34 protein-coding genes and 1 pseudogene are annotated in these 25,637 nt (G+C 69.2%); 21 read left to right on the top strand and 14 right to left on the bottom strand.

Translation table 11 applies throughout. The features are described from left to right. The 12 genes and pseudogenes from AO398_RS27745 to rpsQ all read left to right on the top strand — a co-directional run. A pseudogene (locus AO398_RS27745) lies at window positions 1-119 on the top strand (elongation factor Tu); the annotation flags it as partial. Between the two features lie 79 nt (window positions 120-198). Beyond that, the gene (gene rpsJ / locus AO398_RS22090; RefSeq protein WP_007569268.1) at window positions 199-507 is read left to right on the top strand and encodes a 30S ribosomal protein S10; all 309 of its coding nucleotides are present in this window, start codon (window positions 199-201) and stop codon (window positions 505-507) included. A gap of 50 nt (window positions 508-557) precedes the next feature. Then, a complete protein-coding gene (gene rplC / locus AO398_RS22085) occupies window positions 558-1,295 on the top strand; it encodes a 50S ribosomal protein L3 (protein WP_058194332.1) in 738 nt (245 codons plus the stop codon). Beyond that, window positions 1,295-1,915: a 50S ribosomal protein L4 gene (gene rplD / locus AO398_RS22080; protein ID WP_058194331.1), complete on the top strand. Its 621-nt coding sequence runs from the start codon at window positions 1,295-1,297 to the stop codon at window positions 1,913-1,915. Before rplC ends, rplD begins: the two co-directional genes overlap by 1 nt. After that, window positions 1,912-2,208, top strand: coding sequence for a 50S ribosomal protein L23 (locus tag AO398_RS22075; protein WP_007569272.1), 297 nt, complete (start codon window positions 1,912-1,914; stop codon window positions 2,206-2,208). The genes rplD and AO398_RS22075 overlap by 4 nt, the downstream gene beginning before the upstream one ends. A 25-nt stretch (window positions 2,209-2,233) precedes the next feature. Then, a complete protein-coding gene (gene rplB / locus AO398_RS22070) occupies window positions 2,234-3,070 on the top strand; it encodes a 50S ribosomal protein L2 (RefSeq protein ID WP_058194330.1) in 837 nt (278 codons plus the stop codon). Window positions 3,071-3,075: 5 nt separating this feature from the next. Next, complete coding sequence (rpsS, locus tag AO398_RS22065) at window positions 3,076-3,354, top strand: 30S ribosomal protein S19 (protein ID WP_007569276.1); 279 nt, start codon at window positions 3,076-3,078, stop codon at window positions 3,352-3,354. 1 nt (window position 3,355) lies between these two features. After that, window positions 3,356-3,742, top strand: a complete 387-nt coding sequence (gene rplV, locus AO398_RS22060) for a 50S ribosomal protein L22 (RefSeq protein ID WP_058194329.1) — start codon at window positions 3,356-3,358, stop codon at window positions 3,740-3,742. A gap of 10 nt (window positions 3,743-3,752) precedes the next feature. After that, window positions 3,753-4,499, top strand: a complete 747-nt coding sequence (rpsC, locus tag AO398_RS22055; RefSeq protein WP_007569278.1) for a 30S ribosomal protein S3 — start codon at window positions 3,753-3,755, stop codon at window positions 4,497-4,499. Window positions 4,500-4,510: 11 nt separating this feature from the next. Next, the gene (rplP, locus tag AO398_RS22050; protein ID WP_007569280.1) at window positions 4,511-4,924 is read left to right on the top strand and encodes a 50S ribosomal protein L16; all 414 of its coding nucleotides are present in this window, start codon (window positions 4,511-4,513) and stop codon (window positions 4,922-4,924) included. Between the two features lie 12 nt (window positions 4,925-4,936). Then, the gene (rpmC, locus tag AO398_RS22045; RefSeq protein ID WP_058194328.1) at window positions 4,937-5,152 is read left to right on the top strand and encodes a 50S ribosomal protein L29; all 216 of its coding nucleotides are present in this window, start codon (window positions 4,937-4,939) and stop codon (window positions 5,150-5,152) included. A 20-nt stretch (window positions 5,153-5,172) separates the two neighbouring features. After that, the gene (gene rpsQ / locus AO398_RS22040) at window positions 5,173-5,439 is read left to right on the top strand and encodes a 30S ribosomal protein S17 (protein WP_058194327.1); all 267 of its coding nucleotides are present in this window, start codon (window positions 5,173-5,175) and stop codon (window positions 5,437-5,439) included. 43 nt (window positions 5,440-5,482) lie between these two features. Here rpsQ and AO398_RS29730 read toward each other — a convergent pair whose 3' ends face one another. The 11 genes from AO398_RS29730 to flgB all read right to left on the bottom strand — a co-directional run bounded on the left by AO398_RS29730 (window position 5,483) and on the right by flgB (window position 13,820). After that, complete coding sequence (locus tag AO398_RS29730; RefSeq protein WP_280139145.1) at window positions 5,483-5,575, bottom strand: hypothetical protein; 93 nt, start codon at window positions 5,573-5,575, stop codon at window positions 5,483-5,485. Next, complete coding sequence (locus tag AO398_RS29725; RefSeq protein ID WP_280139143.1) at window positions 5,563-5,763, bottom strand: type II toxin-antitoxin system RelE/ParE family toxin; 201 nt, start codon at window positions 5,761-5,763, stop codon at window positions 5,563-5,565. Before AO398_RS29725 ends, AO398_RS29730 begins: the two co-directional genes overlap by 13 nt. Then, window positions 5,760-5,984, bottom strand: a complete 225-nt coding sequence (locus AO398_RS22030; protein ID WP_058194335.1) for a hypothetical protein — start codon at window positions 5,982-5,984, stop codon at window positions 5,760-5,762. Before AO398_RS22030 ends, AO398_RS29725 begins: the two co-directional genes overlap by 4 nt. Window positions 5,985-6,095: 111 nt before the next feature. Continuing rightward, window positions 6,096-7,187: a recombinase RecA gene (recA, locus tag AO398_RS22025; protein WP_058194326.1), complete on the bottom strand. Its 1,092-nt coding sequence runs from the start codon at window positions 7,185-7,187 to the stop codon at window positions 6,096-6,098. 162 nt (window positions 7,188-7,349) lie between these two features. Continuing rightward, the gene (locus tag AO398_RS22020; protein WP_058194334.1) at window positions 7,350-10,076 is read right to left on the bottom strand and encodes a PAS domain-containing sensor histidine kinase; all 2,727 of its coding nucleotides are present in this window, start codon (window positions 10,074-10,076) and stop codon (window positions 7,350-7,352) included. Window positions 10,077-10,267: 191 nt separating this feature from the next. After that, entirely contained in the window at window positions 10,268-11,335 is a 1,068-nt protein-coding gene (gene flhB / locus AO398_RS22015) for a flagellar biosynthesis protein FlhB (protein WP_058194325.1), read from the bottom strand. A gap of 35 nt (window positions 11,336-11,370) precedes the next feature. Continuing rightward, window positions 11,371-12,132: a flagellar biosynthetic protein FliR gene (gene fliR / locus AO398_RS22010; RefSeq protein ID WP_058194324.1), complete on the bottom strand. Its 762-nt coding sequence runs from the start codon at window positions 12,130-12,132 to the stop codon at window positions 11,371-11,373. Between the two features lie 151 nt (window positions 12,133-12,283). After that, window positions 12,284-12,550: a flagellar biosynthesis protein FliQ gene (fliQ, locus tag AO398_RS22005; RefSeq protein WP_058194323.1), complete on the bottom strand. Its 267-nt coding sequence runs from the start codon at window positions 12,548-12,550 to the stop codon at window positions 12,284-12,286. A gap of 57 nt (window positions 12,551-12,607) precedes the next feature. Then, window positions 12,608-12,922 (bottom strand): flagellar hook-basal body complex protein FliE, encoded by a 315-nt coding sequence (gene fliE, locus AO398_RS22000; protein ID WP_058194322.1) that lies wholly within the window; start codon window positions 12,920-12,922, stop codon window positions 12,608-12,610. A 20-nt stretch (window positions 12,923-12,942) separates the two neighbouring features. Next, the gene (gene flgC / locus AO398_RS21995; RefSeq protein ID WP_058194321.1) at window positions 12,943-13,350 is read right to left on the bottom strand and encodes a flagellar basal body rod protein FlgC; all 408 of its coding nucleotides are present in this window, start codon (window positions 13,348-13,350) and stop codon (window positions 12,943-12,945) included. Window positions 13,351-13,415: 65 nt separating this feature from the next. Then, window positions 13,416-13,820 carry a flagellar basal body rod protein FlgB gene (gene flgB, locus AO398_RS21990; protein ID WP_058194320.1) on the bottom strand — a complete coding sequence of 135 codons (405 nt, stop codon included), beginning with the start codon at window positions 13,818-13,820 and terminating at the stop codon, window positions 13,416-13,418. Window positions 13,821-14,150: 330 nt separating this feature from the next. Here flgB and AO398_RS28520 point away from each other — a divergent pair, with 330 nt between their 5' ends. Next, window positions 14,151-15,338: a hypothetical protein gene (locus AO398_RS28520; protein WP_244498852.1), complete on the top strand. Its 1,188-nt coding sequence runs from the start codon at window positions 14,151-14,153 to the stop codon at window positions 15,336-15,338. Between the two features lie 28 nt (window positions 15,339-15,366). Continuing rightward, window positions 15,367-15,621, top strand: coding sequence for a hypothetical protein (locus tag AO398_RS21980; RefSeq protein WP_244498851.1), 255 nt, complete (start codon window positions 15,367-15,369; stop codon window positions 15,619-15,621). A 12-nt stretch (window positions 15,622-15,633) separates the two neighbouring features. On the opposite strand, the gene AO398_RS21975 is transcribed toward AO398_RS21980, so the two are convergent. Further along, the gene (locus AO398_RS21975) at window positions 15,634-16,938 is read right to left on the bottom strand and encodes an MFS transporter (protein WP_058194318.1); all 1,305 of its coding nucleotides are present in this window, start codon (window positions 16,936-16,938) and stop codon (window positions 15,634-15,636) included. Window positions 16,939-17,161: 223 nt separating this feature from the next. On the opposite strand from AO398_RS21975, the gene dnaN reads away from it, so the two are divergent. The 4 genes from dnaN to recF are packed head-to-tail and all read left to right on the top strand — an operon-like array spanning window position 17,162 to window position 19,970. Further along, window positions 17,162-18,283, top strand: a complete 1,122-nt coding sequence (gene dnaN, locus AO398_RS21970) for a DNA polymerase III subunit beta (protein ID WP_058194317.1) — start codon at window positions 17,162-17,164, stop codon at window positions 18,281-18,283. A 12-nt stretch (window positions 18,284-18,295) separates the two neighbouring features. Beyond that, on the top strand, window positions 18,296-18,547 hold the full coding sequence (locus AO398_RS21965; protein WP_058194316.1) for a type II toxin-antitoxin system ParD family antitoxin: 252 nt from the start codon (window positions 18,296-18,298) through the stop codon (window positions 18,545-18,547). After that, window positions 18,448-18,837: a type II toxin-antitoxin system RelE/ParE family toxin gene (locus AO398_RS29125; RefSeq protein ID WP_152997610.1), complete on the top strand. Its 390-nt coding sequence runs from the start codon at window positions 18,448-18,450 to the stop codon at window positions 18,835-18,837. Before AO398_RS21965 ends, AO398_RS29125 begins: the two co-directional genes overlap by 100 nt. Continuing rightward, window positions 18,834-19,970 carry a DNA replication/repair protein RecF gene (gene recF / locus AO398_RS21960; protein ID WP_058194315.1) on the top strand — a complete coding sequence of 379 codons (1,137 nt, stop codon included), beginning with the start codon at window positions 18,834-18,836 and terminating at the stop codon, window positions 19,968-19,970. Before AO398_RS29125 ends, recF begins: the two co-directional genes overlap by 4 nt. 55 nt (window positions 19,971-20,025) lie before the next feature. Here recF and AO398_RS21955 read toward each other — a convergent pair whose 3' ends face one another. Next, window positions 20,026-21,144: a metallophosphoesterase gene (locus AO398_RS21955; protein WP_058194314.1), complete on the bottom strand. Its 1,119-nt coding sequence runs from the start codon at window positions 21,142-21,144 to the stop codon at window positions 20,026-20,028. A gap of 242 nt (window positions 21,145-21,386) precedes the next feature. On the opposite strand from AO398_RS21955, the gene AO398_RS21950 reads away from it, so the two are divergent. Then, a complete protein-coding gene (locus tag AO398_RS21950) occupies window positions 21,387-22,097 on the top strand; it encodes a L,D-transpeptidase (protein WP_058194313.1) in 711 nt (236 codons plus the stop codon). A gap of 273 nt (window positions 22,098-22,370) precedes the next feature. Here the strand turns inward: AO398_RS21950 and AO398_RS21945 are convergent, their stop codons facing one another. Continuing rightward, on the bottom strand, window positions 22,371-24,062 hold the full coding sequence (locus AO398_RS21945) for a methyl-accepting chemotaxis protein (RefSeq protein WP_058194312.1): 1,692 nt from the start codon (window positions 24,060-24,062) through the stop codon (window positions 22,371-22,373). Window positions 24,063-24,466: 404 nt separating this feature from the next. Here AO398_RS21945 and AO398_RS21940 point away from each other — a divergent pair, with 404 nt between their 5' ends. Then, window positions 24,467-24,862 (top strand): VOC family protein, encoded by a 396-nt coding sequence (locus AO398_RS21940; protein WP_058194311.1) that lies wholly within the window; start codon window positions 24,467-24,469, stop codon window positions 24,860-24,862. 38 nt (window positions 24,863-24,900) lie between these two features. Then, complete coding sequence (locus tag AO398_RS21935; RefSeq protein ID WP_058194310.1) at window positions 24,901-25,488, top strand: histidine phosphatase family protein; 588 nt, start codon at window positions 24,901-24,903, stop codon at window positions 25,486-25,488. Window positions 25,489-25,637: the final 149 nt, after the last annotated feature.

Genomic DNA, 25,637 nt, shown 5'->3' with positions numbered 1-25,637 from the left:
ACGTGACCATGGACGTCACGCTGATCGTGCCGGTGGCCATGGAGGAGAAGCTGCGCTTCGCCATCCGCGAGGGCGGCCGCACCGTCGGTGCCGGCGTCGTCGCCGCCATCAACGACTAAGCCAGGACAGCATCCTTAGCAGGGCGCGGCGGGGATCCGTCCTCGCACTCCCCGCCGTCCCTCTCAAGGTTTCAGGATTATGAACGGTCAGAACATCCGCATCCGCCTCAAGGCGTTCGATCACCGCATCCTCGATGCGTCGACCAAGGAGATCGTCTCCACGGCCAAGCGCACCGGCGCGACCATCCGGGGTCCGATCCCGCTGCCGACGCATATCGCGAAGTTCACCGTGAACCGCTCGCCGCACATCGACAAGAAGTCGCGCGAGCAGTTCGAGATGCGCACGCACAAGCGAGTGCTCGATATCGTCGATCCGACGCCGCAGACCGTGGACGCGCTGATGAAGCTCGACCTCGCCGCCGGCGTGGACGTGGAGATCAAGCTCTAAGTCCCGCCGGGATTTAGAGCTTACCGTTTCATCGCGCGAGGGAGAGACCTATGCGCTCAGGCGTCATCGCACAGAAGGTCGGCATGACCCGCGTCTTCACAGACGCGGGGGAGCATGTCCCCGTCACAGTGCTTAAGATCGATCAATGCCAGGTGGTGGCCCACCGCACCGTTGAAAAGAACGGCTACGTCGCCCTCCAGGTCGGCGTCGGCAAGGCCAAGGTGAAGAACGTGTCGGCGGCCGAGCGCGGTCGCTTCGCGGTCGCCAAGGTCGAGCCGAAGAAGAAGCTCGCCGAGTTCCGCGTGTCCGAGGACGCGCTGATCCCGGTCGGCGCCGAGATCACGGCCGATCACTTCATACCGGGCCAGTTCGTCGACGTGACGGGCACCACCACGGGTAAGGGCTTCGCCGGCGGTATCAAGCGCTGGAACTTCGGCGGTCTGCGCGCCACCCACGGCGTGTCGATCTCGCACCGTTCGATCGGTTCGACCGGCGGCCGTCAGGACCCGGGCAAGACCTTCAAGAACAAGAAGATGCCGGGTCACCTCGGTGTCGAGCGTGTCACCACGCAGAACCTGCGCGTCGTGCGCACCGATCCCGAGCGCGGCCTGATCTTGGTCGAGGGCGCGGTTCCGGGCGTCGCCGGCGGCTGGATCCAGATCCGTGATGCGGTGAAGCGCAAGCTTCCCGCCGACGTGCCGCTGCCGGGCAAGTTCCGCGAGAACGGCGCGTCCACCGAGTCCGCCCAGACTGCCCCCGAGGCCCCTGCGGCTGAGGAGACCGCCTGATGAAGCTCGATATCACCACTCTCGACGGCGCTGGCGCCGGCTCGGTCGAGCTGAACGAGGAAATCTTCGGCCTTGAGCCGCGGGCCGACCTCCTTCAGCGCATGGTGCGCTGGCAGCTCGCCAAGCGTCGGGCCGGCACCCACGCGGTGAAGAACCGCTCGGACGTGAACCGGACCCGCAAGAAGCTGTACAAGCAGAAGGGCACCGGCAACGCCCGTCACGGCGCCGCCTCGGCTCCGCAGTTCCGCGGTGGCGGACGCGCCTTCGGGCCGGTCGTGCGCGACCACGGCCACGACCTTCCCAAGAAGGTCCGTGCCCTGGCCCTGCGCCACGCCCTGTCGGCCAAGGCCAAGGCCTCGACCCTGATCGTCGTCGACGACATCAAGATCGAGGATCACAAGACCAAGGGTCTCATTGAGCGCTTCGGCAAGATGGGCCTCTCGAACGCGCTGATCATCGGCGGTGCCGAGGTCGACGTGAACTTCGGCCGCGCCGCGCGTGCCATCCCGCAGATCGACGTGCTTCCCGTTCAGGGCATCAACGTCTACGACATCCTGCGCCGTGACACGCTCGTCCTGACCAAGGCCGCCGTCGACGCGCTGGAGGAGCGTTTCAAATGAGTGCCGATCCGCGCCACTACGACATCATCGTCTCCCCGGTCATCACCGAGAAGGCGACGAACCTGACCGAGCAGAACAAGGTCGTCTTCCGGGTCGGCCCCAAGGCGACCAAGCCTCAGATCAAGGAGGCGGTCGAGAAGCTGTTCGACGTCAAGGTCACGGCGGTGAACACCCTCGTGACCAAGGGCAAGAAGAAGATTTTCCGCGGTCTCCGCGGGCAGCGCTCCGACGTGAAGAAGGCGATCGTCACCCTGGCCGAGGGCCACACGATCGACGTCACGACCGGGCTCTGAGGACGGGTTTTAGGGATCCAAGCCGATGGCCTTGAAGACATTCAAACCGGTCACGCCGAGCCTGCGCCAGCTCGTGCTCGTCGACCGCCGTGAGCTCTACAAGGGCAAGCCGGTGAAGGCGCTGACGGAGGGCAAGAGCTCCTCCGGCGGCCGTAACAACCTGGGCCGCATCACGGTCCGCTTCCGCGGCGGTGGGCACAAGCGCGTGCTGCGCAACGTGGACTTCAAGCGTCGCGAGCAGCCGGGTGTCGCCGCGACCGTCGAGCGGATCGAGTACGATCCGAACCGCACGGCCTTCATCGCCCTGATCAACTTCCCCGACGGGAAGCAGAGCTACATCCTGGCTCCGCAGCGCCTGCAGCCGGGCGACAAGGTGGTGACCGGCGACAGCGTCGACATCAAGCCGGGCAATGCCGGTCCGGTCGGCTCGATGCCGGTGGGCACGATCGTCCACAACGTCGAGCTGAAGATCGGCAAGGGCGGCGCGATCGCCCGCTCGGCCGGGAACTACGCCCAGATCGTCGGGCGCGACCAGGGCTACGTGACGCTGCGCCTGAATTCCGGCGAGCAGCGCCTCGTGCACGGCCAGTGCTTCGCGACCGTCGGTGCGGTGTCGAACCCGGACCACATGAACATCTCGCTCGGCAAGGCCGGGCGCAACCGGTGGCTCGGCAAGCGCCCGCACAACCGCGGCGTGGCCATGAACCCGGTGGATCACCCGCACGGCGGCGGCGAGGGCCGTACCTCGGGCGGCCGCAACCCGGTCACGCCGTGGGGCGTGCCCACCAAGGGGAAGAAGACCCGGTCCAACAAGCGGACCGACGTGTTCATCCTGTCCAGCCGCCACAACCGCAAGAAGTAATCGCTATGGCACGCTCTCTCTGGAAGGGGCCGTTCGTCGACGGCTACCTCTTCAAGAAGGCCGAAGCGGCGCGGGGCTCCTCGCGCTCAGAGGTCATCAAGATCTGGAGCCGCCGCTCCACGATCCTCCCGCAGTTCGTCGGGCTCACCTTCGGTGTGCACAACGGGCAGAAGCACATCCCGGTCTATGTCTCCGAGGAGATGGTGGGGCACAAGTTCGGCGAGTTCTCGCCGACACGCACCTTCCACGGGCACGCGGCCGACAAGAAGGCGAAGAGGCGCTGAGATGGGCAAGCAAGCCACCCCCCGCGCGCTCCCCGAGAACGAGGCCAAGGCGGTCGCGCGCATGCTGCGCGTCAGCCCGCAGAAGCTCAACCTCGTGGCGCAGATGATCCGCGGCAAGAAGGTCGACACCGCGTTGGCCGACCTGCAGTTCTCGCGCAAGCGCATCTCGACCGAGGTCAAGAAGTGCCTCGAGAGCGCGATCGCCAACGCCGAGAACAACCACGACCTGGACGTCGACGATCTCGTCGTCTCTCAGGCGTTCGTGGGCAAGGCCCTCGTGCTCAAGCGCTTCCATGCCCGCGCCCGCGGCCGTGGTGCGCGCATCCTGAAGCCCTTCTCGAACCTGACCATCGTGGTTCGCGAAGTCCGCCAGGCCGAAGCGGCTTAAGGAGGATCTCATGGGCCAGAAAGTCAATCCGATCGGTCTCCGTCTCGGTATCAACCGGACCTGGGACTCCCGCTGGTTCGCCGGCAAGGGCGAGTACGCCAAGCTGATGCACGAGGACGTCGCGATCCGCGCCGCTCTCATGAAGCAGCTGAAGCAGGCCGCCGTTTCGAAGATCGTCATCGAGCGTCCGCACCGGAAGTGCCGCGTCACCATCCACTCGGGTCGCCCGGGTGTGGTGATCGGCAAGAAGGGTGCGGATATCGAGAAGCTCCGCAAGCTCGTCGGCACGATGACCAAGGCCGACGTGACGATCAACATCGTCGAGGTGCGCAAGCCCGAGATCGACGCCACCCTGGTGGCCGACTCGATCGCCCAGCAGCTCGAGCGCCGCGTCGCCTTCCGTCGCGCCATGAAGCGCGCCGTGCAGTCGGCGATGCGTCTGGGTGCCGAGGGCATCCGCATCAACTGCTCGGGCCGTCTCGGCGGCGCCGAGATCGCCCGCCAGGAATGGTACCGCGAGGGCCGCGTCCCGCTGCACACCCTGCGTGCGGATGTGGATTACGGAACCGCGACCGCATTCACGACCTACGGCACGTGCGGCATCAAGGTTTGGGTGTTCAAGGGCGAGATCCTCGAGCACGACCCGATGGCGCAGGACAAGAAGGCCCAGGAAGAGGGCGGCCGCTCCGGCGGGCGCCGTGAGCGCGATGGCGAGGGCGGCCGCGAGCGCGGACGCCGCGAGCGCGAGCACGCGTAAGGTAGGAAGCCATGCTGCAACCGAAAAAGACTCGCTTCCGTAAGCAGTTCAAGGGCCGCATCCACGGTGCGGCCAAGGGCGGCTTCGAGCTGAACTTCGGCCAGTTCGGCCTGAAGGCGGTGGAGCCCGAGCGCGTCACCGCCCGGCAGATCGAGGCGGCCCGCCGCGCGATCACCCGCGAGATGAAGCGTCAGGGCCGTGTCTGGATCCGGGTGTTTCCGGACGTGCCGGTCTCCTCGAAGCCGACCGAAGTCCGCATGGGCTCCGGTAAGGGCGCCCCGGATTACTGGGCTGCCCGCGTCCATCCGGGCCGGATCATGTTCGAGGTCGACGGCGTCGCCGAGGACATCGCCAAGGAGGCCCTGCGCCTCGGCGCCGCCAAGCTCCCGATCCGCACGCGGGTCGTCCAACGCATCGCCGACTGAACGGAGGCTATCGTGAAGTCGACCCAGAGAGTGTCTGATCTGAAGGCGTTGTCGCCGGATCAGCTGAATGACGAGTTGCTGAACCTCAAGAAGGAGCAGTTCAACCTGCGCTTCCAGGGGGCCACCGGCCAGCTCGAGAACGTCGCCCGCGTCCGTGAGGTCCGCCGCGACATCGCCCGCGTCCGCACCCTGCAGCGTTCGAAGACGCTGCAGGCGTCCAAGAGCTGACAGGGGCTTAGGAGAACACCATGCCGAAGCGCGTCCTGCAGGGCACCGTCGTCAGCGACAAGGGCGAGAAGACCATCGTGGTGAAGGTGGAGCGTCGCTTCACGCACCCGGTGATGAAGAAGACGGTGCGTCGCTCGAAGAACTACCATGCCCACGACGAGGCGAATGCCGCCAAGGTCGGGCAGACGGTGTTCATCGAGGAGTGCCGCCCCTTCTCGAAGACCAAGACCTGGAAGCTGGTCGAAGACCAGGCTGCTGCGGTCGCCGAGACCGGCGAAGCCGCCTGAGCTGTCTTCTCTCGACGGCCGCGGAGATGTCTGCGTCCGTCCGTTAGGCCAATCGGTCCTGTGCGGCGTGCCGGAGCGTGATGATCGTCACGATCTCCCGCCGCTCGTCGACCTGATAGTAGATCAGATACGGCAGTCGGGCACCGCGAAGACGCGCACCCCCGGTCGGACGCTTCGGCCCACGAAAGGGCGGCGCCTGAGAAGCCCGGTCGTATCGCGAATCGCATGCTCGATCTTATCAGCGGCGCCCGGATTTCGCTCCCGGACATAGTCGGCGATCTCCGTTAGACGCCGGACCGCACGGCGCGCGTAGACCAGCTTCACGCTCTGAAACGGCGGAAGGCCGCCTCGACCTCCTCGGGCGACGCGATGTCTCCGTGAGCGATCTCGTCGAGGCCTTCCAGGATTTCCTTCAGATGGTCGGGATCAATCTCGCTCGGCGCGCCAACCTGCGCCATGTCGAGCATGGCCTGTGCGATGGCATCCTGTGCCTCAGGCGCCATACGCCGGACTGTTGCGACGGCCTTTTCCAGAAGGTCGGTCACAGCCTGCTGCATCCTCAATGACGAACGGCCCCGGCGAATGCCTCGCCGGGGCCGTTGATTGTCGTCTGCGCGCGGAAGCGCGGCAAGGGTTGGAGCCGCGGGCGGCTTAACTTAAGCCTCGCCCTCGTCGAGGTCGTCCTCGGTCGGCTTGGCGTTCTCCAGGATCTTCTCGGCGACGAGGCCGGAATTCTGGCGGATCGAGGCCTCGATCTTGCCTGCGATCTCGGGGTTGTCGCGCAGGAATCCCTTCGAGTTCTCCCGGCCTTGGCCCAGGCGCTGGCTGTTGTAGGAGAACCAGGCGCCGGACTTCTCGACGATGCCGGCCTTCACGCCGAGGTCGATCAGCTCGCCCACCTTCGACACGCCCTCGCCGAACATGATGTCGAACTCGACCTGCTTGAACGGCGGCGCGACCTTGTTCTTCACGACCTTGACGCGGACCTGGTTGCCGATCGCCTCGTCGCGGTCCTTCAGGGTCGAGATGCGGCGGATGTCGAGGCGCACCGAGGCGTAGAACTTCAGCGCGTTGCCGCCCGTGGTGGTCTCCGGGCTGCCGTACATCACGCCGATCTTCATCCGGATCTGGTTGATGAAGATCACCATGCAGTTCGAGCGCGAGATCGAACCGGTGAGCTTGCGCAGGGCCTGGCTCATCAGGCGGGCCTGAAGGCCGGGCTGGCTCTCGCCCATCTCGCCCTCGATCTCGGCCCGCGGGGTCAGCGCGGCGACCGAATCGACCACCAGCACGTCGATGGCGCCGGAGCGCACCAGCGTGTCGGTGATCTCCAGGGCCTGCTCGCCGGTATCGGGCTGCGAGATCAGCAAATCGTCGAGATTGACCCCGAGCTTGCGGGCATAGATCGGATCGAGGGCGTGCTCGGCATCCACGAAGGCGCAGACGCCGCCCTTCTTCTGGGCCTCGGCGATGGTGTGCAGGGCCAGCGTGGTCTTGCCGGACGATTCGGGTCCGTAGATCTCCACGACCCGGCCCCGGGGCAGGCCGCCGACGCCGAGGGCGATGTCGAGCCCGATCGACCCGGTGGAGACCGTTTCGACCTCCTGCACCTTGTCGTTCTTGCCCAGCCGCATGATCGAGCCCTTGCCGAAGGCGCGCTCGATCTGGGACAGGGCGGCGTCGATCGCCTTGGACTTGTCCTTGTCCACCGGGGGCATGTCGACCACTTTCAATGCAGGCTGGGCCATCTGGCGGGCTCCTTATGAAGGTGTTGTGCGCAGTTCACAACGCGCGTGAGCACCCCGTTCGTGTACCTGTTTTGTTCTATTTCGGCAAGGGCGCCGGATATGAGAACGCCGCCCCGAGGGGGGCGGCGCGCAGGTTCTCCACCGGCGTGATCGGCGGCGCGGTCAGTCGGCGGCCATCGTCTTCTTCACGGTCTCGACCAGCTGCTTGAGGCTGAACGGCTTGGGCAGGAAGTTGAAGGCCTCGCCCTCGGGCAGGTTCTTGCGGAACGCGTCCTCGGCGTAGCCCGAGACGAAGATCACCTTCAGGTCCGGCTGGTGCTTGCGCACCTCGCGCAACAGGGTCGGGCCGTCCATCTCGGGCATCACCACATCGGAGACGACGAGGTCGATCGGCTGGCTGCCGTCGCGCACGATGGCGAGCGCCTCCAGGCCGGAGGCGGCCTCCAGCACCGTGTAGCCGCGGGCCGAGAGCGCCCGACTGTTGACCGCCCGGACGGGATCCTCGTCCTCGACCAGCAGGATCGTGCCCTGCCCGGTATGGTCGGCCGCGGGCTTGCGCGGGGCCGGCTTCGCGGAGGCCTTCGACGTGCCGCTGCGTTCGGCGGCCTCACCCGTCCCGGCCGACTTGGCCGGCGCCTGGCCGGGCACCGGCATGTCGGCCCGGGGCAGGGCCGGGATCGCGGGCGCGGCTTCTTCCGGCTCCGCCACCGGGATGTGGCGGGGCAGGTAGATGCGGAAGGCCGTCCCCTCCCCGATCTTCGACTGCACGTCGATGGTGCCGCCGGATTGCTTGACGATGCCGAACACCGTCGAGAGGCCGAGGCCGGTGCCCTTGCCGATCTCCTTGGTGGTGAAAAACGGCTCGAAGATCTTCTCCATCAGCTCGGGCGGGATCCCCTGGCCGGTGTCGCGCACCTCGATCAGCACGTGGTCGCCCGCGGGCGCCCCGCCGCGTCCCTCCACGGCCGCCGTGGGGCCCGGATCGGTGACGTTCTCGGTGCGGATCATCAGCTTGCCGCCGTCCGGCATCGCGTCGCGGGCGTTGACCGCGAGATTCACGATCACCTGCTCGAACTGGTTGACGTCGGCCTTCACCGGCCAGACGTCCCGGCCGTGCTTCAGCTCCAGGGCGACGCGCTCGCCCAGCAGCCGCTTGAGCAGCAGGGTCAGCTCCGAGAGCCCCTCCCCGACATGCATCACCTCCGGGCGCAGGGTCTGGCGGCGGGAGAACGCCAGGAGCTGGCGGACGAGGCCCGCCGCCCGGTTGGCGTTCTGCTTGATCTGCATGATGTCTTGGAAGGCCGGATCGGTCGGCCGGTGGCTCGCCAGCAGCAGGTCCGAATAGCCGATGATCGCCTGCAGGACGTTGTTGAAGTCGTGCGCGATGCCGCCGGCGAGCTGGCCCACCGCATTCATCTTCTGGGCCTGGGCGACCTGCTGCTCCAGCTGGCGCTGGGCCGTGGTGTCGAGGGCGTACAGGATGACGCGCTCGGCCTCGTCGGCCTTCTGGGTCGCGTCGCTGCTGTCGGCCGGGCTGAGCCAGAGCCGCGCCGAGCGGCCGCCGGGGCCGCTGAGCTGGACCTCGATCGGCTCCGGATCGGACAGGCCGCTGGCGGCCCGGGTAAGGCCCGCCTCCAGGGAGGCGCGGTCGACCACCGAATCGGCGACGTTGGGCTCGGCGCCCTGATGGCCCTCCCCCTCGGGGCCGCCCTCGTCGGCCTGGCGCGGCACCGTGCCGAACAGGCGGGTGAAGGAGGTGTTGGCCCGGGCGATCCGGCCCGACCGGTCGAGGGTCGCGATGGCGATCGGGGAATTGTTGAGGAAGCGCGCGAGCCGCACTTCGGCGGCGCGCTGCGGCTCGTCGGTCTCGGCCCCGGCCGAGCGGTTGATCACGAAGGTCCGCGACGAGCCGGGCTTGCCGTCCTTGCCGAAGGCGACGCGGTGGTAGAGCCGCACCGGCAGGGTGTGGCCGTTGCGGCGGCGCAGGTCGAGGTCGAACCGGTCGGTGCGGACCTCGCCGGGCAGGCCGGCGGTGCGCACCAGGACATCGGCTTCCGGGGCGATCTCGGTGAGGTGCGGGCCGCCCGGGCCTACGCTGGCCAGATCGTAGCCGAGCCACGCCGCCAGCGTCGCGTTCATGTAGACGATCGCGCCGGCCGGATCGATCGACAGGAAACCCGCCGGTGCGTGGTCGAGATAGTCGATCGCGTGCTGGAGTTCCTGGAAGACGTTCTCCTGGCGCTCGCGCTCGGCGGTGATGTCGGCCACCGTCCAGAGCGAGGCGGCCCGGCGCGGGCGCGCCAGGGGACGCACCGAGACCCGGTACCAGCCGAAGCCCCGCTCGTGCGCCTGCGGCCCGAGCGGGGGCGACATCCGGATCTCCTCGGTATGCGCCCGTCCGTCGCGCGAGGCCTGCGACAGGCGGTAGACCGCCTCCGAGACCTCCGGCGAGCCGACCAGGATGCGCTCCACCGGCACGAGGTTCGAGAAGGCGTCGCCGCCGGCCACCCGCAGATAGGCCTCGTTGGCGTAGATCAGCCGGCCGCCATCCTCGACCACCAGCGCCCCGTCGGGGGAGGCATCGACGATGCCCTTGGTGATGTCGTCCCGGGTGGCGGTGCCGCTGAGCTGGAGCGCCCCGATGGCGAGCGCGAAGAGAAAGAACACGCCGGCCATCGCCAACAGGGCGAGCAGCCAGACGATCAGCGACTGCGCCTGCTCGTTGGCCACGAAGGACAGGCCGATCGCGGCCCCGACCAGAAGGCCCGCGAGCACGAGCAGCAGCCCGACCCGGCCCGGCTGCTCCGAGCGGTCGATCGCGCCGTTCCCCTGAGAACCTGAGATCTGCGTGCCCGTCGCGGGCGCCGGAGGTCCAGTGACGTCGGCCATCGGCATCATTCCAGAACAATCACCCGGTTAGGCCCGCCGGCCATAGCAGGGCTCGGGCAGCACGGCATCACTCTCGTCGCGCCGGTCGTGTCGCGCCAAGCCTCGATGCAACCTCGCAAAAAAAGGTGGAGGAAGCGTGGCTTTTCTAGGCTTTGCCACGCGATCGGCGTGCTGAATACCAGCCCTCGCGCCTACGCCGCCCGCCGGCGCAGGCGCAGGACGAAGCCGATGACTTCCGCCACCGCCCGGTAATGCTCGGCCGGGATCTCGCGGTCGATCTCCACGGTGGCGTGCAGGGCCCGGGCGAGCGGTGGGTTCTCGATCACCGCGACGCCGTGCTCGGCCGCCACGGTGCGGATGCGCAGGGCCAGGGCGTCGACGCCCTTGGCGACGCAGATCGGCGCCGCCATGCCGGCCTCGTAGCGGAGCGCCACCGCGTAGTGGGTCGGGTTGGTCACCACAACGGTGGCGGTCGGCACGGCGGTCATCATCCGCTTCTTCGCCCGGGCCATGCGGATCTGCTTCATGCGACCCTTGATCTCCGGGTTGCCGTCCGCCTCCTTCATCTCCTGCTTCATCTCCTCCTTCGACATGCGGTGGCGCTTGCGCCAGCGGAAGCGCGCGTAGAGCGCGTCGCCCAGCGTGATCGCCAGGTGCATGCACAGCATGCCGGCGAGCAGATGCAGGCTGAGGGAGAAGACTGCCGGCAGGCACCCGGCCGGATCGAGCCGCGCGAACACCTCCAGCCGGTCGCGGTCGTTCCACAGCAGCACGCCGCCGACGATGCCGACCGCGCCGATCTTGGCCAGCCCCTTGCCGAACTGGAACAGGGCCTCGATCCCCATCAGGCGCTTGACCCCGGCCATCGGCGAGATGCGGTCGAATTTCGGCATCAGGGTTTCGGTGGTGAGCACCAACGGGTGCTGAAGGAGGCCGGCGGCGAGGCCGGCCGCCGCCGCCATCCCGACCGGCACCGCCACGGCCTCCAGCCACAGCCACAGGCCCCGGGTCGCCGCCTGCCTCATGCTGGTGGCGTCGTCCGGCAGGGTGTGGGCGTTGGCGAGGAAGGCCTTGAGGCCCTGGGTCAGGTTCTGGGCGATGGTGGGCGCCGCGATCAGCAGGGCCAGCGTGAAGGCGCCGAGGATCGCGAAGGTGTTGATCTCGGCGCTGGTCGCGACATCGCCGCGCTCGATCGCCTGGTCGAGGCGCCGCTGTGTCGGCTCTTCGGTCTTGTCTTCCTGCTCTGCGCCCTCGGCCATGGTGTTCGCTCGAGCTCAGTGCGCGTGAAGGCGGATCAGCGGCCGACGAACTCGCCGAGATACCGGCCGAGATCGTCCAGGAAGACGCCCATCATGACGCCGAGCGAGCCCATCAGGATCAGCATGCCGATGAGGACCGAGGCCGGGACCGCCAGGAAGAACACCTGCAATTGCGGCATCAGCCGCGACAGCACCCCGAGCCCGAGGTTGAACAGCAGCCCGAAGGCGATGAACGGCCCGGAGATCTGCACCGCCAGGGTGAAGCCCCGGGTCAGCGCCTTGAGCGCCAGCATCAGCGCGTCCGAGAAGGCCGGGACCCCGTCCGGGGGCAGCACCACGTAGCTCTGCGCCAGGCCCTCGATGGCGAGATGGTGCAGGTCGGCGGCGAAGATCAGCGTGATGCCGAGCAGCGACAGGAAGTTGCCCAGTGCCGCCTGCTGCCCGCCGTAGCTCGGGTCCACCGTCATGGCGTAGGCCAGGCCGAGCTGCTGCGAGATGATCAGCCCCGCGGTCTGCAGGGCTGCCAGCACCATCCGGACCGACAGGCCGAGAACCAGCCCGACGATCGTCTCCGCGAACAAGAGCCCGATCAGCCGAGGGCCGGCCAGGCCGTCGGTGCCGCCGAGCAGCGGGCGCACGGACGGGAACAGCACCAGCGTCGTCAGCAGCGCGAAGGCCAGCCGCATCCGCGGCGACACCATCTGCTCGCCGACCCCCGGCATCAGCATGATCAGCGTGCCGACCCGGGCGAAGGTGATCAGATAGGCCGAGGCGATGCCGGGCAGGAGCAGGTTCATCGCCGCCCCTATGGCACGGGCGCGCGGCGCCTGTCGCGCCGAGGACGTCCAATCGACCCGCATCCTGGATCGCGGATCCAGGACGCGGGCCTCGGTTGCCGATCCGCATCGTCTTGCTCCGAAAGCCGGTGCCCACCTTTCGGGACGATGCTCACCCGCCCGTGGCGATGCGGGCGGCGATGCGGGTCATGTAGCCGGCCATGGCGTCGCCGATGAACGGCAGCATCAGCAGGAGCGCGGCGAACACCGCCACGATCTTGGGCACGTAGATCAGGGTCTGCTCCTGGACCTGCGTCAGCGCCTGGACCAGCGACACGATCAACCCGACCGCGAGCGCGACCAGCATCAGGGGCCCGGCGACCTTGAGGAAGACGAAGATGCCGTCGCGGGCGACGTCGAGGATGGCGAGGCCGGTCATGGGGCGCGTCTTGCTCAAAGAGTAGGCAGGGGCAGTCCGGAAGCCTGCGAGAAATGCTCAGATCTGCATCCGCATGATCTCTTCGTAGGCAGAGATCATGCGGTCGCGCACCGCCACCATGGTCTGCAGGGCGGTCTCGCTCTCGGCCACCGCCGTGACCACGTCGACGACGTTGGCCTTCCCGGAGGCCGCCGAGATCGCCTGGCCGTCGGCCCGCCGCCCGGCATCCCCGACATTGTCCAGGGCGTTGCCGAGGAGTTGCATGAAGTTGCCGTCGGCCTCGCCGGTCGACTGGACCTTGGGCGCGGGCCGGCCGTTGGCCATGCCCTGGACGGCCGCGTAGGCGCCCGCTGCGAAATTGCTCGTCGCCATCGACTAGGCTTCCTTCGCACTCACTTGAGGATCGACAGCGTTTGCGCGAGCATCTTGCGCGTGGACGTCACCATGTTGAGGTTCGCCTCGTAGGAGCGCTGGGCCTCGCGCAGGTCCATGTTCTCGATTAGCGCGTTGACGTTGGGCATCTGCACCTCGCCCCGGGCGTTGGCGGCGGGGTTTCCGGGCTCGTACTTGGTCCGGAACGGGGACGAGTCGCGCCCGACCCGCCCGGCTTCCACCAGCTTGGCCCCGGTCTCCGGGTCCATGTGGCTGGTGAAGGACGGGATCTTGCGGCGGTACGGCTCGGCCCCGGCCGAGGCCGGGGCGGAATCCGCGTTGGCGATATTCTCGGCGATGATCCGCATCCGGCCCGACTGCGCCTTGAGGCCGGCGGCCGCCACGGTGAGCGACTTGCTGAATTCCATGGCTCAGGGCCCCTTCTCCGCCGCGCGCCTCGCCGGCACGTCCGATCGATCGATGTCCGAAACAATCAGCTCTTGCCGATGGCGATCTTCAGGGTGGTCAGGCTGTGCTGGTAGAGCGAGGCGGCGAGCTGATAGTCCGACTGGTTGTCGCCGGCCTTCATCATCTCGTCCTCGAGATTGACCGCGTTGCCGCTCGGGCGGACCTCGAAGCCCTTGGCCCGCTTGGGATCGGCCCCGGCCTCGGACTGCCCGGGGGGCGCGATATGGGCGGAACTGGTCAGCGTCAGGCCGGGCGAGGCGGTGACCGCGCTTCCGGTGGCCCGGTCGAAGCGCAGCTCCGCCAGGTCGCGGGGCTTGAAGCCCGGCATGTCGGCATTGGCGACGTTCTCGGCGATCAGGCCCTGGCGCGCCTGCGCCCACTGCATCCGGGTGCGCAGCATCCCCAGGATGGGCAGGTCGGTCAGGGCCACGGTCGCCTCCGGTCTCGCGACGCCACGCGGGATCGGGCGGGCTCGGCAAAATCTGCCGCCTGCATAGTTAACGCACCGTTAAGTGCCGGCACCCCCGGCCCCTGCCCGGACCATCGTCGCGCGCGGGGCGGGTCACGTTCCTGGGGACAGCGGCGGGCGGTGCTTCACAACCTCTTGTCTTGATGGCGCTAAACTTAAGGGCCTGTTAACGAAGTCTTAACGTCGTTTGCCTTGCGGGGCCGCCGGCGTGGTATGAGCGAGGCTCGTGCCGGGCGCGGCCCTGCGGCGGCTGAAACGTGCGAGTGCGTAATCTTGCCATGGCTGCAATCCGTGTTCGGTTCTGAGGGCTCCCCCATCGTCCAGTATGTCGTGATCTTCGCCGTCATCTTCACGGCGTTGGCCGCGATCGTGTTCACGGTGCGGCGCCTGACCGGACGCAGCCTGGCCCTGCCCGGGCGCACGCCGGCGCGCGGGCGCCAGCCCCGGCTCGGCATCGTGGACGTGTACGAGCTCGACCGGGCCCGGCAGCTGATCCTGCTGCGCCGGGACAATGTCGAGCACCTGCTGCTCGTGGGCGGCCCGAACGACGTCGTGGTCGAGCGCAACATCCAGCGCACGCAGCGTCCCCTCCCCGAGGCCGCCCTGCGTGCCGATACGGGGCCGGAGCCGATGGCCGAGCCGCTGCCGGATCCCCTGGCCCAGGGCGGACGCCTGACCGAGCCGCCCCGGGCGCTGGCCGAGATCGCCGGCCGCCGCTCGGAGCCGGTGTTCGATCCGGGCTTCGAGATGCCCGTCGTCGTGCCGCCGCCTGTCCCGCGCTCGGCCGCCGCGCCGCCGGTGAGTTTTCCCCTCGACGTGAGCCTGCTCGGCGGCGACGAGCCGGGCCAGGAGGTCTCGACCCCTGCGGTGCTGCAACCCCGCGCCGCGCCGCCTGCGCCGGCCCCTGCCCCGCCGCTCCGGGAGACGCTCTCGCCCCGTCGGATCCTGAGCCGCACCGCGCCGCCCCTCGCCGACCCGCGGCCCAATCCTGCCTCGGAGCGCAAGCCGGAGCCTGCGCCCGAGCGCGACGAGACCGTTCAGGTGGCGCCGAGCCTGACCGTCCCGTCCGAGCGCCGGTCCGTCGATCCGGTGGTGCTCTCCGACATGGCCCGGCAACTCCAGGCCGCCCTGTCGCGCCCGTCCTCGGCGGTGACGCCCGCGCCGCCGCCCGCCCCCACGGTGGAGCCGGTGGATCCGGTGGCGGCGATGATGTCCGCTGCGCCTGCGCCCTCTCCGGTTCCCCCTGCCCCGCCTGAGCCGCCACCCGTTGCGGCGCCGGCGCCGGCGCTCGAGCCTCCGGCCCCCCGGCCTCACGCGCCACCTCCTGCAACGCCGGTCGCGCCCGTGCCTGCGCCCCCGGCTGAGCCGTCGCCCGCGCCGCGTGCGGAGACGAAGGCCGCCGGCAACCCGTTCTCGGTGGAGGAGATCGAGGCCGAGTTCGCGCGTCTGCTGGGCCGGCCTCTCGACAAGCGGACCTGACATCAGGCGTTCACGGACGGTTAACCAGATGCCGGAAGGCTCGGGCTTCGAGGAGGACCCGATGCTCACCCTGGACGCACAGACCGCTCAGCGCAGCCGCGCCTACCGGGCATTCAAGCTCGACCGGGCCGGCCGCGTGTTCTCGGCCGAGGTCGTTCCGGCCGCGGACGACAGGCAGGCGCGCCGCCGCACCCGCGCCATGGTCGCGGATGCGGCGATCGAGCTGTGGGACCGGACCCGGTTCCTCGGCCGTTACGAGCCGGCGGCCCCCGACCGTGCCTGAGGGGCGAGCCCCTCAATCATGCACGGTCTCGCGCATGGCCAGCACGGCGACGAAGCTCAGCACCGCCGCGGCCGCGAGATAGAATCCGACGAACCCGATGCCACCATAGGATGCGAGCTCCTGGGCGATGTAGGGCGCCCCCGAGGCGCCCAGGATCCCCGCGAGGTTGTAGGTGACCGAAGCGCCGGTATAGCGGACCCGGGTCGGGAACAGCTCGGGCAGCACGGCGCCCATGGGGCCGAACACCCAGCCCATCGCCAGCAGGCTGAGGCACAGGAAGCCCAGCACCGGCGGCCAGGTCCCGGCGGCGGCCGCGTTCCCCAGCATCGGCCCCATCAGGAAGCCGAGCGCGAACACCGCGGCCATGCCGGAGAGCAGCACGGGCTTGCGCCCGAACCGGTCGGCCGCCGCCCCGGAGATCACGGTCCCGAGGGCCATGAAGCAGACCGCGATGCACTCGAAGAGCAGGAAGGTCGGCCGGGTGTAGCCCAGCGTCCCGGTGCCGTAGCCCAGGGCGAAGACCGTCGAGAGGTAGAACACGGCGTAGACGGCCACCATGGCGAAGGTGCCGATCAGGACCGCGCGGCCGTGATGGGCCAGCATCGTGGCGAAGGGCACGCGCTCGGGCTTCGCCTCGGTCAGCGCCGCCTTGAAGGCGGGCGTCTCGGTGAGCTTGAGGCGCACGTAGAGCCCGACCCCGACCAGGGCGGCCGAGGCCAGGAACGGCAGGCGCCAGCCCCAGGCTTGGAAGCTCTCGGGCGAGAGTCCGAAGCTGAGGGCCAGGAAGCCGAGATTGGCCAGGATGAAGCCCACCGGCGCGCCGAGCTGCGGGAAGATGCCGTACCAGGCGCGCTTGCCCGGCGGCGCGTTCTCCACGGCCAGCAGGGCCGCGCCGCCCCACTCGCCGCCGAAGCCGATGCCCTGGCCGCAGCGCAGGACGCACAGGGCGGCGGGCGCCCACCAGCCGGCGGTGGCGTAGGTTGGCAGGCAGCCGATCAGGACGGTGGACAGGCCCATGATCAGCAGCGACGCCACCAGCGTCGCCTTGCGGCCGACCCGGTCGCCGAAATGCCCGAACAGGGCCGCCCCGACCGGCCGCGCGATGAACGCGATCGCGAAGGTCGCGAAGGCGCTGAGCTGCTGCACCCCGGGGGCGCCCGCCGGGAAGAAGACCGGGCCGATCACCAGGGCGGTGGCGTAGATGTAGAAATCGAAGAATTCGATCGCGGTTCCGACGAAGCTCGCGGCCAGGATGCGGCCGGGGCTGGCACTCGGTGCGGCGCCCCGCGGGCCTGTTGTTTCGACGGTCTGCGACATGGTTCGGTTCGGACTCGGGCGGTACGGTGCCGCTTCAGGTGGAGCGCGGCGCTTTCGCACGGGGCGGCCCCCGCGGAAACCCTGAATCCCACCGGCCAACGGCGTAGCTGTGCGATGCCGCGACGGCGGCCTTGCGTTCGCCCGCCCCCTTCGCCAAGCTGATCGGCCTGTTTCTGTGAGGGATGCCGGCCGCGGCGCCCTCCCCCATCACTTGAGTACTGCGATGAGAGTCACCGTCGAGCGCGCGGCCCTGCTCAGGTCGCTCGGCCACGTGCACCGGGTCGTCGAGCGCCGCAACACGATTCCGATCCTGTCGAACGTGCTGCTGCGTTCGGACGGCTCGAGCCTGCAGCTGCGCGCGACCGATCTCGACATCGAGGTCACCGAGAGCGTGCCGGCCGACGTGGCCGATCCGGGCGCCACCACGGTCCCGGCGCACGTGATCTACGACATCGTGCGCAAGCTGCCCGACGGCGCCCAGGTCTCCCTCGAGACGGGCGGCGAATCCGGCCAGATGACGATCCGCTCGGGCCGGTCGCGCTTCGCGCTCGGCGCCCTGCCGGAGGGCGACTTTCCGGATCTGGCCGCCGGCGAGATGCCGCACGGCTTCGAGATCGCGAGCGCCGACCTCAAGCGCCTGATCGACAAGACGCAGTTCGCGATCTCCACCGAGGAGACGCGCTACTACCTCAACGGCATCTACCTGCACACGCTGGAGACCGAGAGCGGCCCCGTCATGCGCGCGGTCGCCACCGACGGCCACCGCCTCGCCCGGGTCGAGATCCCGGCTCCGCAGGGCAGCGTCGGCATGCCCGGCGTGATCGTGCCCCGCAAGGCGGTGGCCGAGATCCAGAAGCTCCTGGACGACGGCGGCGAGACCGTCGCGGTCGATCTCTCGCCCGCCAAGATCCGCCTGCGCTTCGCCGGCGGCCTGACGCTGATCTCGAAGCTGATCGACGGCACCTTCCCGGACTACCAGCGGGTGATCCCGGCCAACAACGACAAGCGCCTCACCGTCGAGCGCGACGTCTTCGCCAAGGCGGTGGACCGGGTCTCGACGATCTCGTCCGAGCGCGGCCGCGCCGTGAAGCTCGGGCTCACCGAGGGGCGCCTGGCGCTTTCGGTCAACAATCCGGATTCGGGCAGCGCCACGGAAGAGCTCGACGTCGATTACGAGGCGGCCGGCCTCGATATCGGCTTCAACGCCCGCTACCTGCTCGACATCACCGCCCAGCTCGAGGGCGACACCGCCCTGTTCAAGCTCGCCGACCCGGGCTCGCCGACCCTGATCCAGGATCGCGAGGGCGCGCCGGCCCTGTACGTGCTGATGCCGATGCGGGTGTAGGATCAGGCTGCCATGCCGAAAGCCGTCATCCTCGATCCGGTTCAGGAAGCCTCGCTCGATCGTCTGATCGCGGCAGGGCGCTACGGTTCGCCGGAGGAGGCGGTCGCCGCCGGTGTCGCGTTGCTGCTCCAGCACGAGGATCGCCTTGGGACGATGCGCGAGGCTTGGCGGGAGGGCGTCGAGAGTGGAGATTACGAACCGCTCGACGCCACGCTGGATGCCTTGGAGGCGCGCTATGCCGCCATGGAAAAGGCCGCCTCTTGAAGCCTGTCGTCTTGTCGCGACAAGCCCGAGCCGATCTGCGCGAGATCGGTGACTTCATCGCGGCTGACAATCCGACGCGGGCCCGCAGCTTCGTCTCTGAGCTGCGCACCCGATGTCAGTGCGCTCGGTCGTCAGCCGATGATGGGCAGGCCCGCGCCGGAGATTGCTCTCACCGTACGGATCCTCATATTCCGATCTTACCTGATCCTCCATCGCATCCTCGACGACCGCATTTCGATCGGTCGCGTGCCGCACGCGGCTCGCGACCGCTCCATCGTGCCGCCTTATGAGTGAACTCGACACGGCTGGATCCACACGCCTCACCCGGTTGATCGCCCGCGACTTCCGCAATCACATCGATCTCGAACTGAACCCCGGCGCCCGCTTCGTGGCCCTGGTCGGCGAGAACGGCGCCGGCAAGACCAACCTGCTGGAGGCGATCTCCCTGTTCGTGCCGGGGCGGGGCCTGCGCCGGGCCGAGTTCGCCGCCATGGCGCGCGTGGACGGCCCGGGGGGCTTCGCGGTCTCGCTCACCCTCGACCGGGACGGCGCCGAGCATCGCCTCGGCACTGGGCTGGAGCCCCCGGGGCCGGACGGGCGCACGAGCCGGCTCTGCCGGATCGACGGCGCCCCCGCCTCCTCGCCGGTGGCGTTCAGCGAGTTCGTCCGGGTGGTCTGGCTGACCCCGGATCTCGACGGGCTGTTCCGCGGCGCGGCCGGCGACCGGCGCCGGTTCCTCGACCGGCTGGTCCTGGCGGTGGATGCCGGCCACGGGGCGCGGGTCTCGGCCATGGAGCGCGCCCTGCGCTCGCGCAACCGGCTGCTGGAGGATCGGCCAGATGACGGCCGCTGGCTCGACGCCGTGGAGCGGGAGGTGGCCGAGCTCGGCGTCGCCGTGGCGCTCGCCCGCCGCGAGACCGCCGAGCGCCTCGACCGGCTGATTGCCGAGACCCGGGACGACGCGCAGCCCTTCCCCTGGGCGTCGATCCGGCTGGAGGGCGACCTCGACGACCTCGTGGCGGTCTGGCCGGCGATCGAGGCGGAGGACCGTTTCCGCCTGGCCCTGCGCAACGGCCGCAACCGCGACCGGGCGGCGGGCCGCACCCTCACGGGGCCGCAGACCACCGATCTCGTCGTCCGCCACGGCCCCAAGGACGTCCCGGCCGGCACCGCCTCCACGGGCGAGCAGAAGGCCCTGCTGATCGGCCTGGTCCTGGCCCATGCCCGGCTGGTCCGGGCGATGAGCGGCATCGCCCCGATGATCCTCCTCGACGAGGTCGCGGCGCATCTCGACCCCCGCCGCCGGGCCGGCCTGTTCGAGGCCCTCGACGCCTTGCCCGGCCAGGTCTGGATGACCGGCGCCGACCCGGCCGCCTTCGAACAGGCGGGCGACCGGACCGAGGTGCTGCGGATCGGGACGTGACGGGGGGCGACTGGGCAATCGGCCGTCGCGCCTTACCCTCAGGATCCGATCCGCGTCACGACCCGCGCCGCAGGGTGATCCGCGTCAGCTCGGACAGGCGCCCGAGGCGAAGGGCGAAGCCGGGCCACAGCGCGGTGCCGTTGCTGACGTAGAGCAGCATGGCACCGACCCGATACGCGCCGGAGACGAACCCCGCATTGCCGCGCGCCACCAGCCGGTCCAGGCCGCGGATCATGCCGCCGTGGGTATGGCCGGAGAGCTGCAGCGCCACACCGCGCGACGCGGCCCGGGCGGCCTGCGCCGGCTGGTGATCCAGCAGCACGATCGGCGCGCCCGCCGGGGCACCGGCCAGGGCCGCCTTGAGATCGGGGCCCGGATGGCCGGTGGCGGGCGCCGAGCGGTCGGTGACGCCCGCCAGCACCAGCGCGCCGCCGTCGCGCCTCAGGACCGTGTGGGCGTTGGCGAGGATGTGGATCCCCAGCCCCGCCAGGTGGCGCATCCAGGCATCGTGATCGAAGAAGTACTCGTGGTTGCCCGGCACCGCCCAGACGCCGTCCCGCGCCCGCAAGGCGCGCAGCGGCTCGACATCGTTCCGTCGGGACGCGAGCGAACCGTCGATGAAGTCGCCCGTCACCGCGATCAGGTCGGTGCCGAGGTCGTTGGCCCGCGCGACGACGGCCTGCGCCCAGGCAGCCGGGAACAGGCGGCTGATATGCAGGTCGGTGAGGTGCAGGATCGTGTAGCCGTCGAAGCCGGGGGGCAGGCCCGGGATCGCGACGGTGAGGTCCTTCAACGGCGGCACGCGCACGGCCCGCCACACGGCGATCGCCGCCAGGAGCGCGGCCGCGAGGGCCACCGCGTAGCGCCAGGCGGCGGGGATTGCCCAACCGCCCCCCGGCAGGATCAGGGAGGCCAGCGCCGCCATGTCGAGGGCGAGCAGCATGACAGCGGCCAGCGCGATCGCGCCGAAGGCCCCGTTGAACAGGATCACCACCGGGCGGGGGAACTCGGGTGCGAAGACCGAGCCGGAGGAGAGGCGGCTCCACAGGTGGAACTGGGATGCGACCAGCAGAACGCCGGCCACGCCGAACTTGAGCGCGAGTGGCCATGGCAGCGGCCACACCCCCCGCGCGATGACGTAGACAGCGGGCAGGCTGGGGATGAGGCGGATCATGGCCTCTCCATGGACCGGGCGACGCCTTGAAGGCAAAGCTTGCCGGTATCTGGACTGTGCGGGGCCGCGCTCGGATCCATCGCCTGACCCGGACCCCGAACAGGTTCGGCCACACTCTCGACGTAAAAGCCGAGCTTGCCAGGGACGAGCGGTCTTGCCAATCTCAGCTTAGCCGTACGCGCGATTGCATAGAGGCCGGGGCGTTACCGCATTGGGCCGCGAGTCATAGGAAGTCCGGGATCATGATCAGGGACGGTTGGGACGCCGATGTCGGCGACAGGCGTGACGTCGCTCTGCGCGGGCACCGGGCTGGGATTCTCAGCCGCCGGTCGTTTCTGGGCGGTTCGGTCGCGGGTCTCGGCGCGCTCGGCCTCGCCGGTTGCGCGACAACCGACGGCCTGCTCCTCGCCGAGGCGGCGACGGTGTACGGGCCGATGCCGAATGAGAAATTCCCGATCCCGGCGGTCGACATCAGCAAGGTCAATCCGAAATACTATCGTCGGACGGTTCGCTACGAGACCAAGGAAGCCGCCGGCACGATCATCGTCGATCCCGGCAATTACTACGTCTACCGGGTCGAGGGCGATGGATCCGCCACCCGGTACGGCGCCAATGTCGGCCGCGACGGGTTCCTGTGGAGCGGCGACGCCTATGTCGGTCGCAAGTCCGAATGGGCGACCTGGACGCCGCCGAGGGAGATGATCAAGCGCCAGCCCGAGGCGGCCAAATACGCCCGCGGCATGCCGGGCGGCCTCGACAACCCGCTCGGCGCCCGCACCCTCCATCTCTACCAGAACGGCGCCTATACGCTCTACACGATCTACGCCAGCAGCGATCCCGAGACGATCGGCTCGGGGATCACGAGCGGCTGTGTCGGCCTGCTCAGCCAGGACATGATCCACCTCTACGCGCGCACGCCGGTCAAGACGAAGGTGGTCGTCCTGCCGGCGTAGGGAGGTGACCTTCGGCGTCGCTTCCACCCAGTCGGGCTACGATCTCCAGATATCGCACGGCGAGCGGTGCGGCGCTCTCTCCTCCCCCTTGCGGGGAGGAGCCGGAGGTGGGGGTGGTTCAGAAGGCACCGTTGCGCGCAATCCTGCACCACCCCCACCCCTGCCCCCTCCCCGCAAGGGGGAGGGGAAAAGGCGCTATCTTTCAAGCGCTTGCCGCCGAACGTGATGTGTGACTCTGCAAGCCCGCTCGGGTTTCCGTAAAGGCGGCGCGGCTTACGCCGCCCGCACGGTGGCGAGGAAGCGCGAGACCTCGGCGCCGAGATGCTCCGACTGGCGCGACAGCTCGCCGGCCGCGTCGAGCACCTGGCTCGCGGCGGAGCCGGTCTGCTCGGAGGCCTGGGCGACGCCGGCGATGTTGCTGGTCACTTCGTTCGTGCCGGTGGCTGCCTGGGCGACATTGCGGACGATCTCCTGGGTCGCGGCGCCCTGCTCCTCGACGGCCGCTGCGATCGAGGTCGCCACCGAGTCGATCTCCCGGATGCGCGCCGTGATCCCTTCGATCGCCGTGACGGCCTGGCCGGTCACGCCCTGGATCTGGCCGATCTGCTGGCTGATCTCCTCGGTCGCCCTGGCGGTCTGGGCCGCCAGCTCCTTCACCTCGGACGCGACCACGGCGAAGCCGCGGCCCGCCTCCCCGGCCCGGGCCGCCTCGATCGTGGCATTCAAGGCCAGCAGGTTGGTCTGGCCGGCGATGGTCGAGATCAGCCCGACCATGTCGCCGATGCGGGTGGCCGCCTGGCTCAGGGCCTGCACCAGATGATGGGTCTGGTCCGCCTCGCCGACCGCCGTCTGGGCGAGGCTGGCCGAGCCGTGGACCTGCCGGCCGATCTCCTGCACGGAGGAGCCCAGCTCCTCGGCGGCGGCCGCCACGGTCTCGACATTGGTGGCGGCCTCCTCGGCGGCGGCGGCCACCGTGGTCGACTGGCTGGCGGTCTGCGTGGCGCTCGCCGTCATGGTCTGGGCGGTCGCCTGCAACTCCGTCGCCGAGGCCGAGACCAGGCCGACGATGCCGCCCACGGCGCGCTCGAACCCGTCGGCCAGCTCCAGCATGGTCCGCCTGCGCGCGGCCGCGGAGGCTTCCTCGGCGACGCGCCGGACCTCGGCCTCCTCGGCGGCCTTCCGGGCGACCATCGCCTTGATACCCTCGACCGCCCTGCCGACGGCGCCGATCTCGTCCCTGCGGGCCGCCTCCCTGATCTCGGCATCGATCTCGCCCTGGGCCATCCGCTGCAGGACGGAGACGAGGCGGTCGAGCGGGCGCGTGATGCCGAGCACCGAGATCAACACCGCCGCCACCATGCCTGCGAGCATCCCGAGGCCGCTGAAGGTCATCAGCCGCGTGCGCGTGGCGTTGGTCTGGTCCGTGAGGTCGTCGGATCCCCGCTGCATGAAGGCGTTGATGTCGTCCGAGAGCGCGTTGCCGTCCACAACCAGGCTGGCGAAGGTCGGGTCGATCGCCGCATGGACCTGCGCGATCGCCTGGTCGTTCTGGTTGCTGGTACCGAGCCGGCGCACCTCGGTCACATCCTGCAGGAATCGGTCGACGCGCGTCTGCAGCTGGTCGATCCGGCTCGCGAATTTGGGCGCATGATCGCGCAGCGACCCGAGCGCCGCCTTCAGGGTCGGCGCGGCTGCCTCGAACCCGGCATTGGCGGCCTCGATCTGCGCCGCGTCGGTCTCCGCGATGATCCGATAGACGTAATAGTTGAGCTCGAAGATCACGCGGCTGACGCGCCGGCCGTCGGCCACGGCGACGGCTTCGTTGCTGATGAAGGCGCTGTAGGCATCGTCGATCTGGTTCATCCGCGACTGGGCGTACCAGACGCAGCCGCCGACGATGACGGCGATCAGGGAAACGATCGTCAGCAGCTTCGTAATGATCTTGAGATTCGACAGGCGCAGCATGTCTGTTCGGCTCCGGCAGGAAGATGGTTCGCGAATCGCGGGCCTGGTCTGGAAAGATGATGCCACGTTTCGGTTAAGCTTGCGCTAAAATCTATGTCGTTTCTTATTTGAAAATAACTTTTTTGATCTCGATGAGAGATATGAGTTTTCGATAGTATCATGCGGGCCTGACGGAGCGGGGTTCCGTTAGGAATGTCCTTCGAATGCATGAAATGCGGCGGCGCCGGATCGGGTCGCGTCGGAATACATCTATCGTTCAAGTTGAAATGCCAAATGGCAATGTTTTGGGCGAAGCTCGGCGGCCGTCCCACGATCGTGAGGCGCCGCGACGGGATGTCGGCCCTTTCCGCCGGGTGGGGGCGGCGCCACATAGGCCGCGTCGAAAATTCTTCGCAGGAACCGGAATGTCCAAGCCCGTCCACGCCATGATCCGCGTTCGCGACGAAGAGCGCGCGCGGGATTACTACGCCCGCGCCTTCGGCTTCGAGGCCGCAGACCGCTACGACTTCGACGATTTCACCCTGATCTACCTGCGCGATCCGGCCTCGCCGTTCGAGCTGGAGCTGACGGTGAACAAGAGCCGCGACAAGCCCTACGATCTCGGCGACGGCTACGGCCACATCGCCGTCGTGGTCGACGATGTGGAGGCCGAGCACGCCCGCCACCTCCGCGAAGGTTTTAAGGCCACCGACGTGAAGACGCTGAAGCACGGCGAGACCGTGCTGGCGCGGTTCTTCTTCGCCACCGACCCGGACGGCTACAAGATCGAGGTCATCCAGCGCGGCGGCCGCTTCGCCTGAGCGTTCCGCCCTCCCCACACGCGACACATCCGAGCCTCATGTCCGAGACCACCCGCATCGTCTGCATCCGCCACGGCGAATCGACCTTCAACGCCGCCCACCGGCTGGGCCGGGGCGATCCCGGCCACCGCGATGCCCGGCTGACCCCCCGGGGCCAGGCCCAGGCCCGGGAGGCCCGGCAGCGCCTGACGGACATCCCGTTCGAGCTGGTGGTGGTCTCGCCCCTGACCCGGGCGATCGAGACCGCCGCGATCGTGTTCGGCGAGCACCCCAGCCAGCCGCGGGTGCTGGTCGAGGTGCTGCACCGGGAATGCCAGGAGAGCAGCTGCGACGTCGGCCGGGCGACCTCCGAGATCGCCGCCGAGTTCCCGCATCTCGATGTCGGGCACCTGCCCGAGATCTGGTGGCACGCCGAGCCCGGCTGCGAGGTCGGCGGCTACCCGGTGGAGCCGCGCCACCTGTTCGACGCCCGCGTCTCCGGCTTCCGGGAGTGGCTGCGGACGCGCCCGGAGTCGACCATCGCGGTGGTCGGCCACGGGACGTTCTTCTATCACCTCACCGGCACGTTCCTGGAGAACTGCGCCACCATCGAGCTGGACCTCGCCGCCGAACCCGTCCTGGCCTGATCAGGCCGGGATCCTGGCCCGGGCGGCATCGAGGCGTTCGCGGGCGCCGATGAGGTCGATCTCCGGCGCCTGCCGGGCGATCGCCAGGACGGCGTCGAGGATCGCGCAGGCCCGCGCCCAGGTATCCTGGACGAACGGGGCCGCGCCCT

Origin of the sequence: Methylobacterium sp. GXS13 (genome assembly GCF_001455965.1) — a bacterium.
Taxonomy (GTDB): Bacteria; Pseudomonadota; Alphaproteobacteria; order Rhizobiales; family Beijerinckiaceae; genus Methylobacterium.
This window is presented reverse-complemented; position numbering and strand designations above follow the sequence as displayed.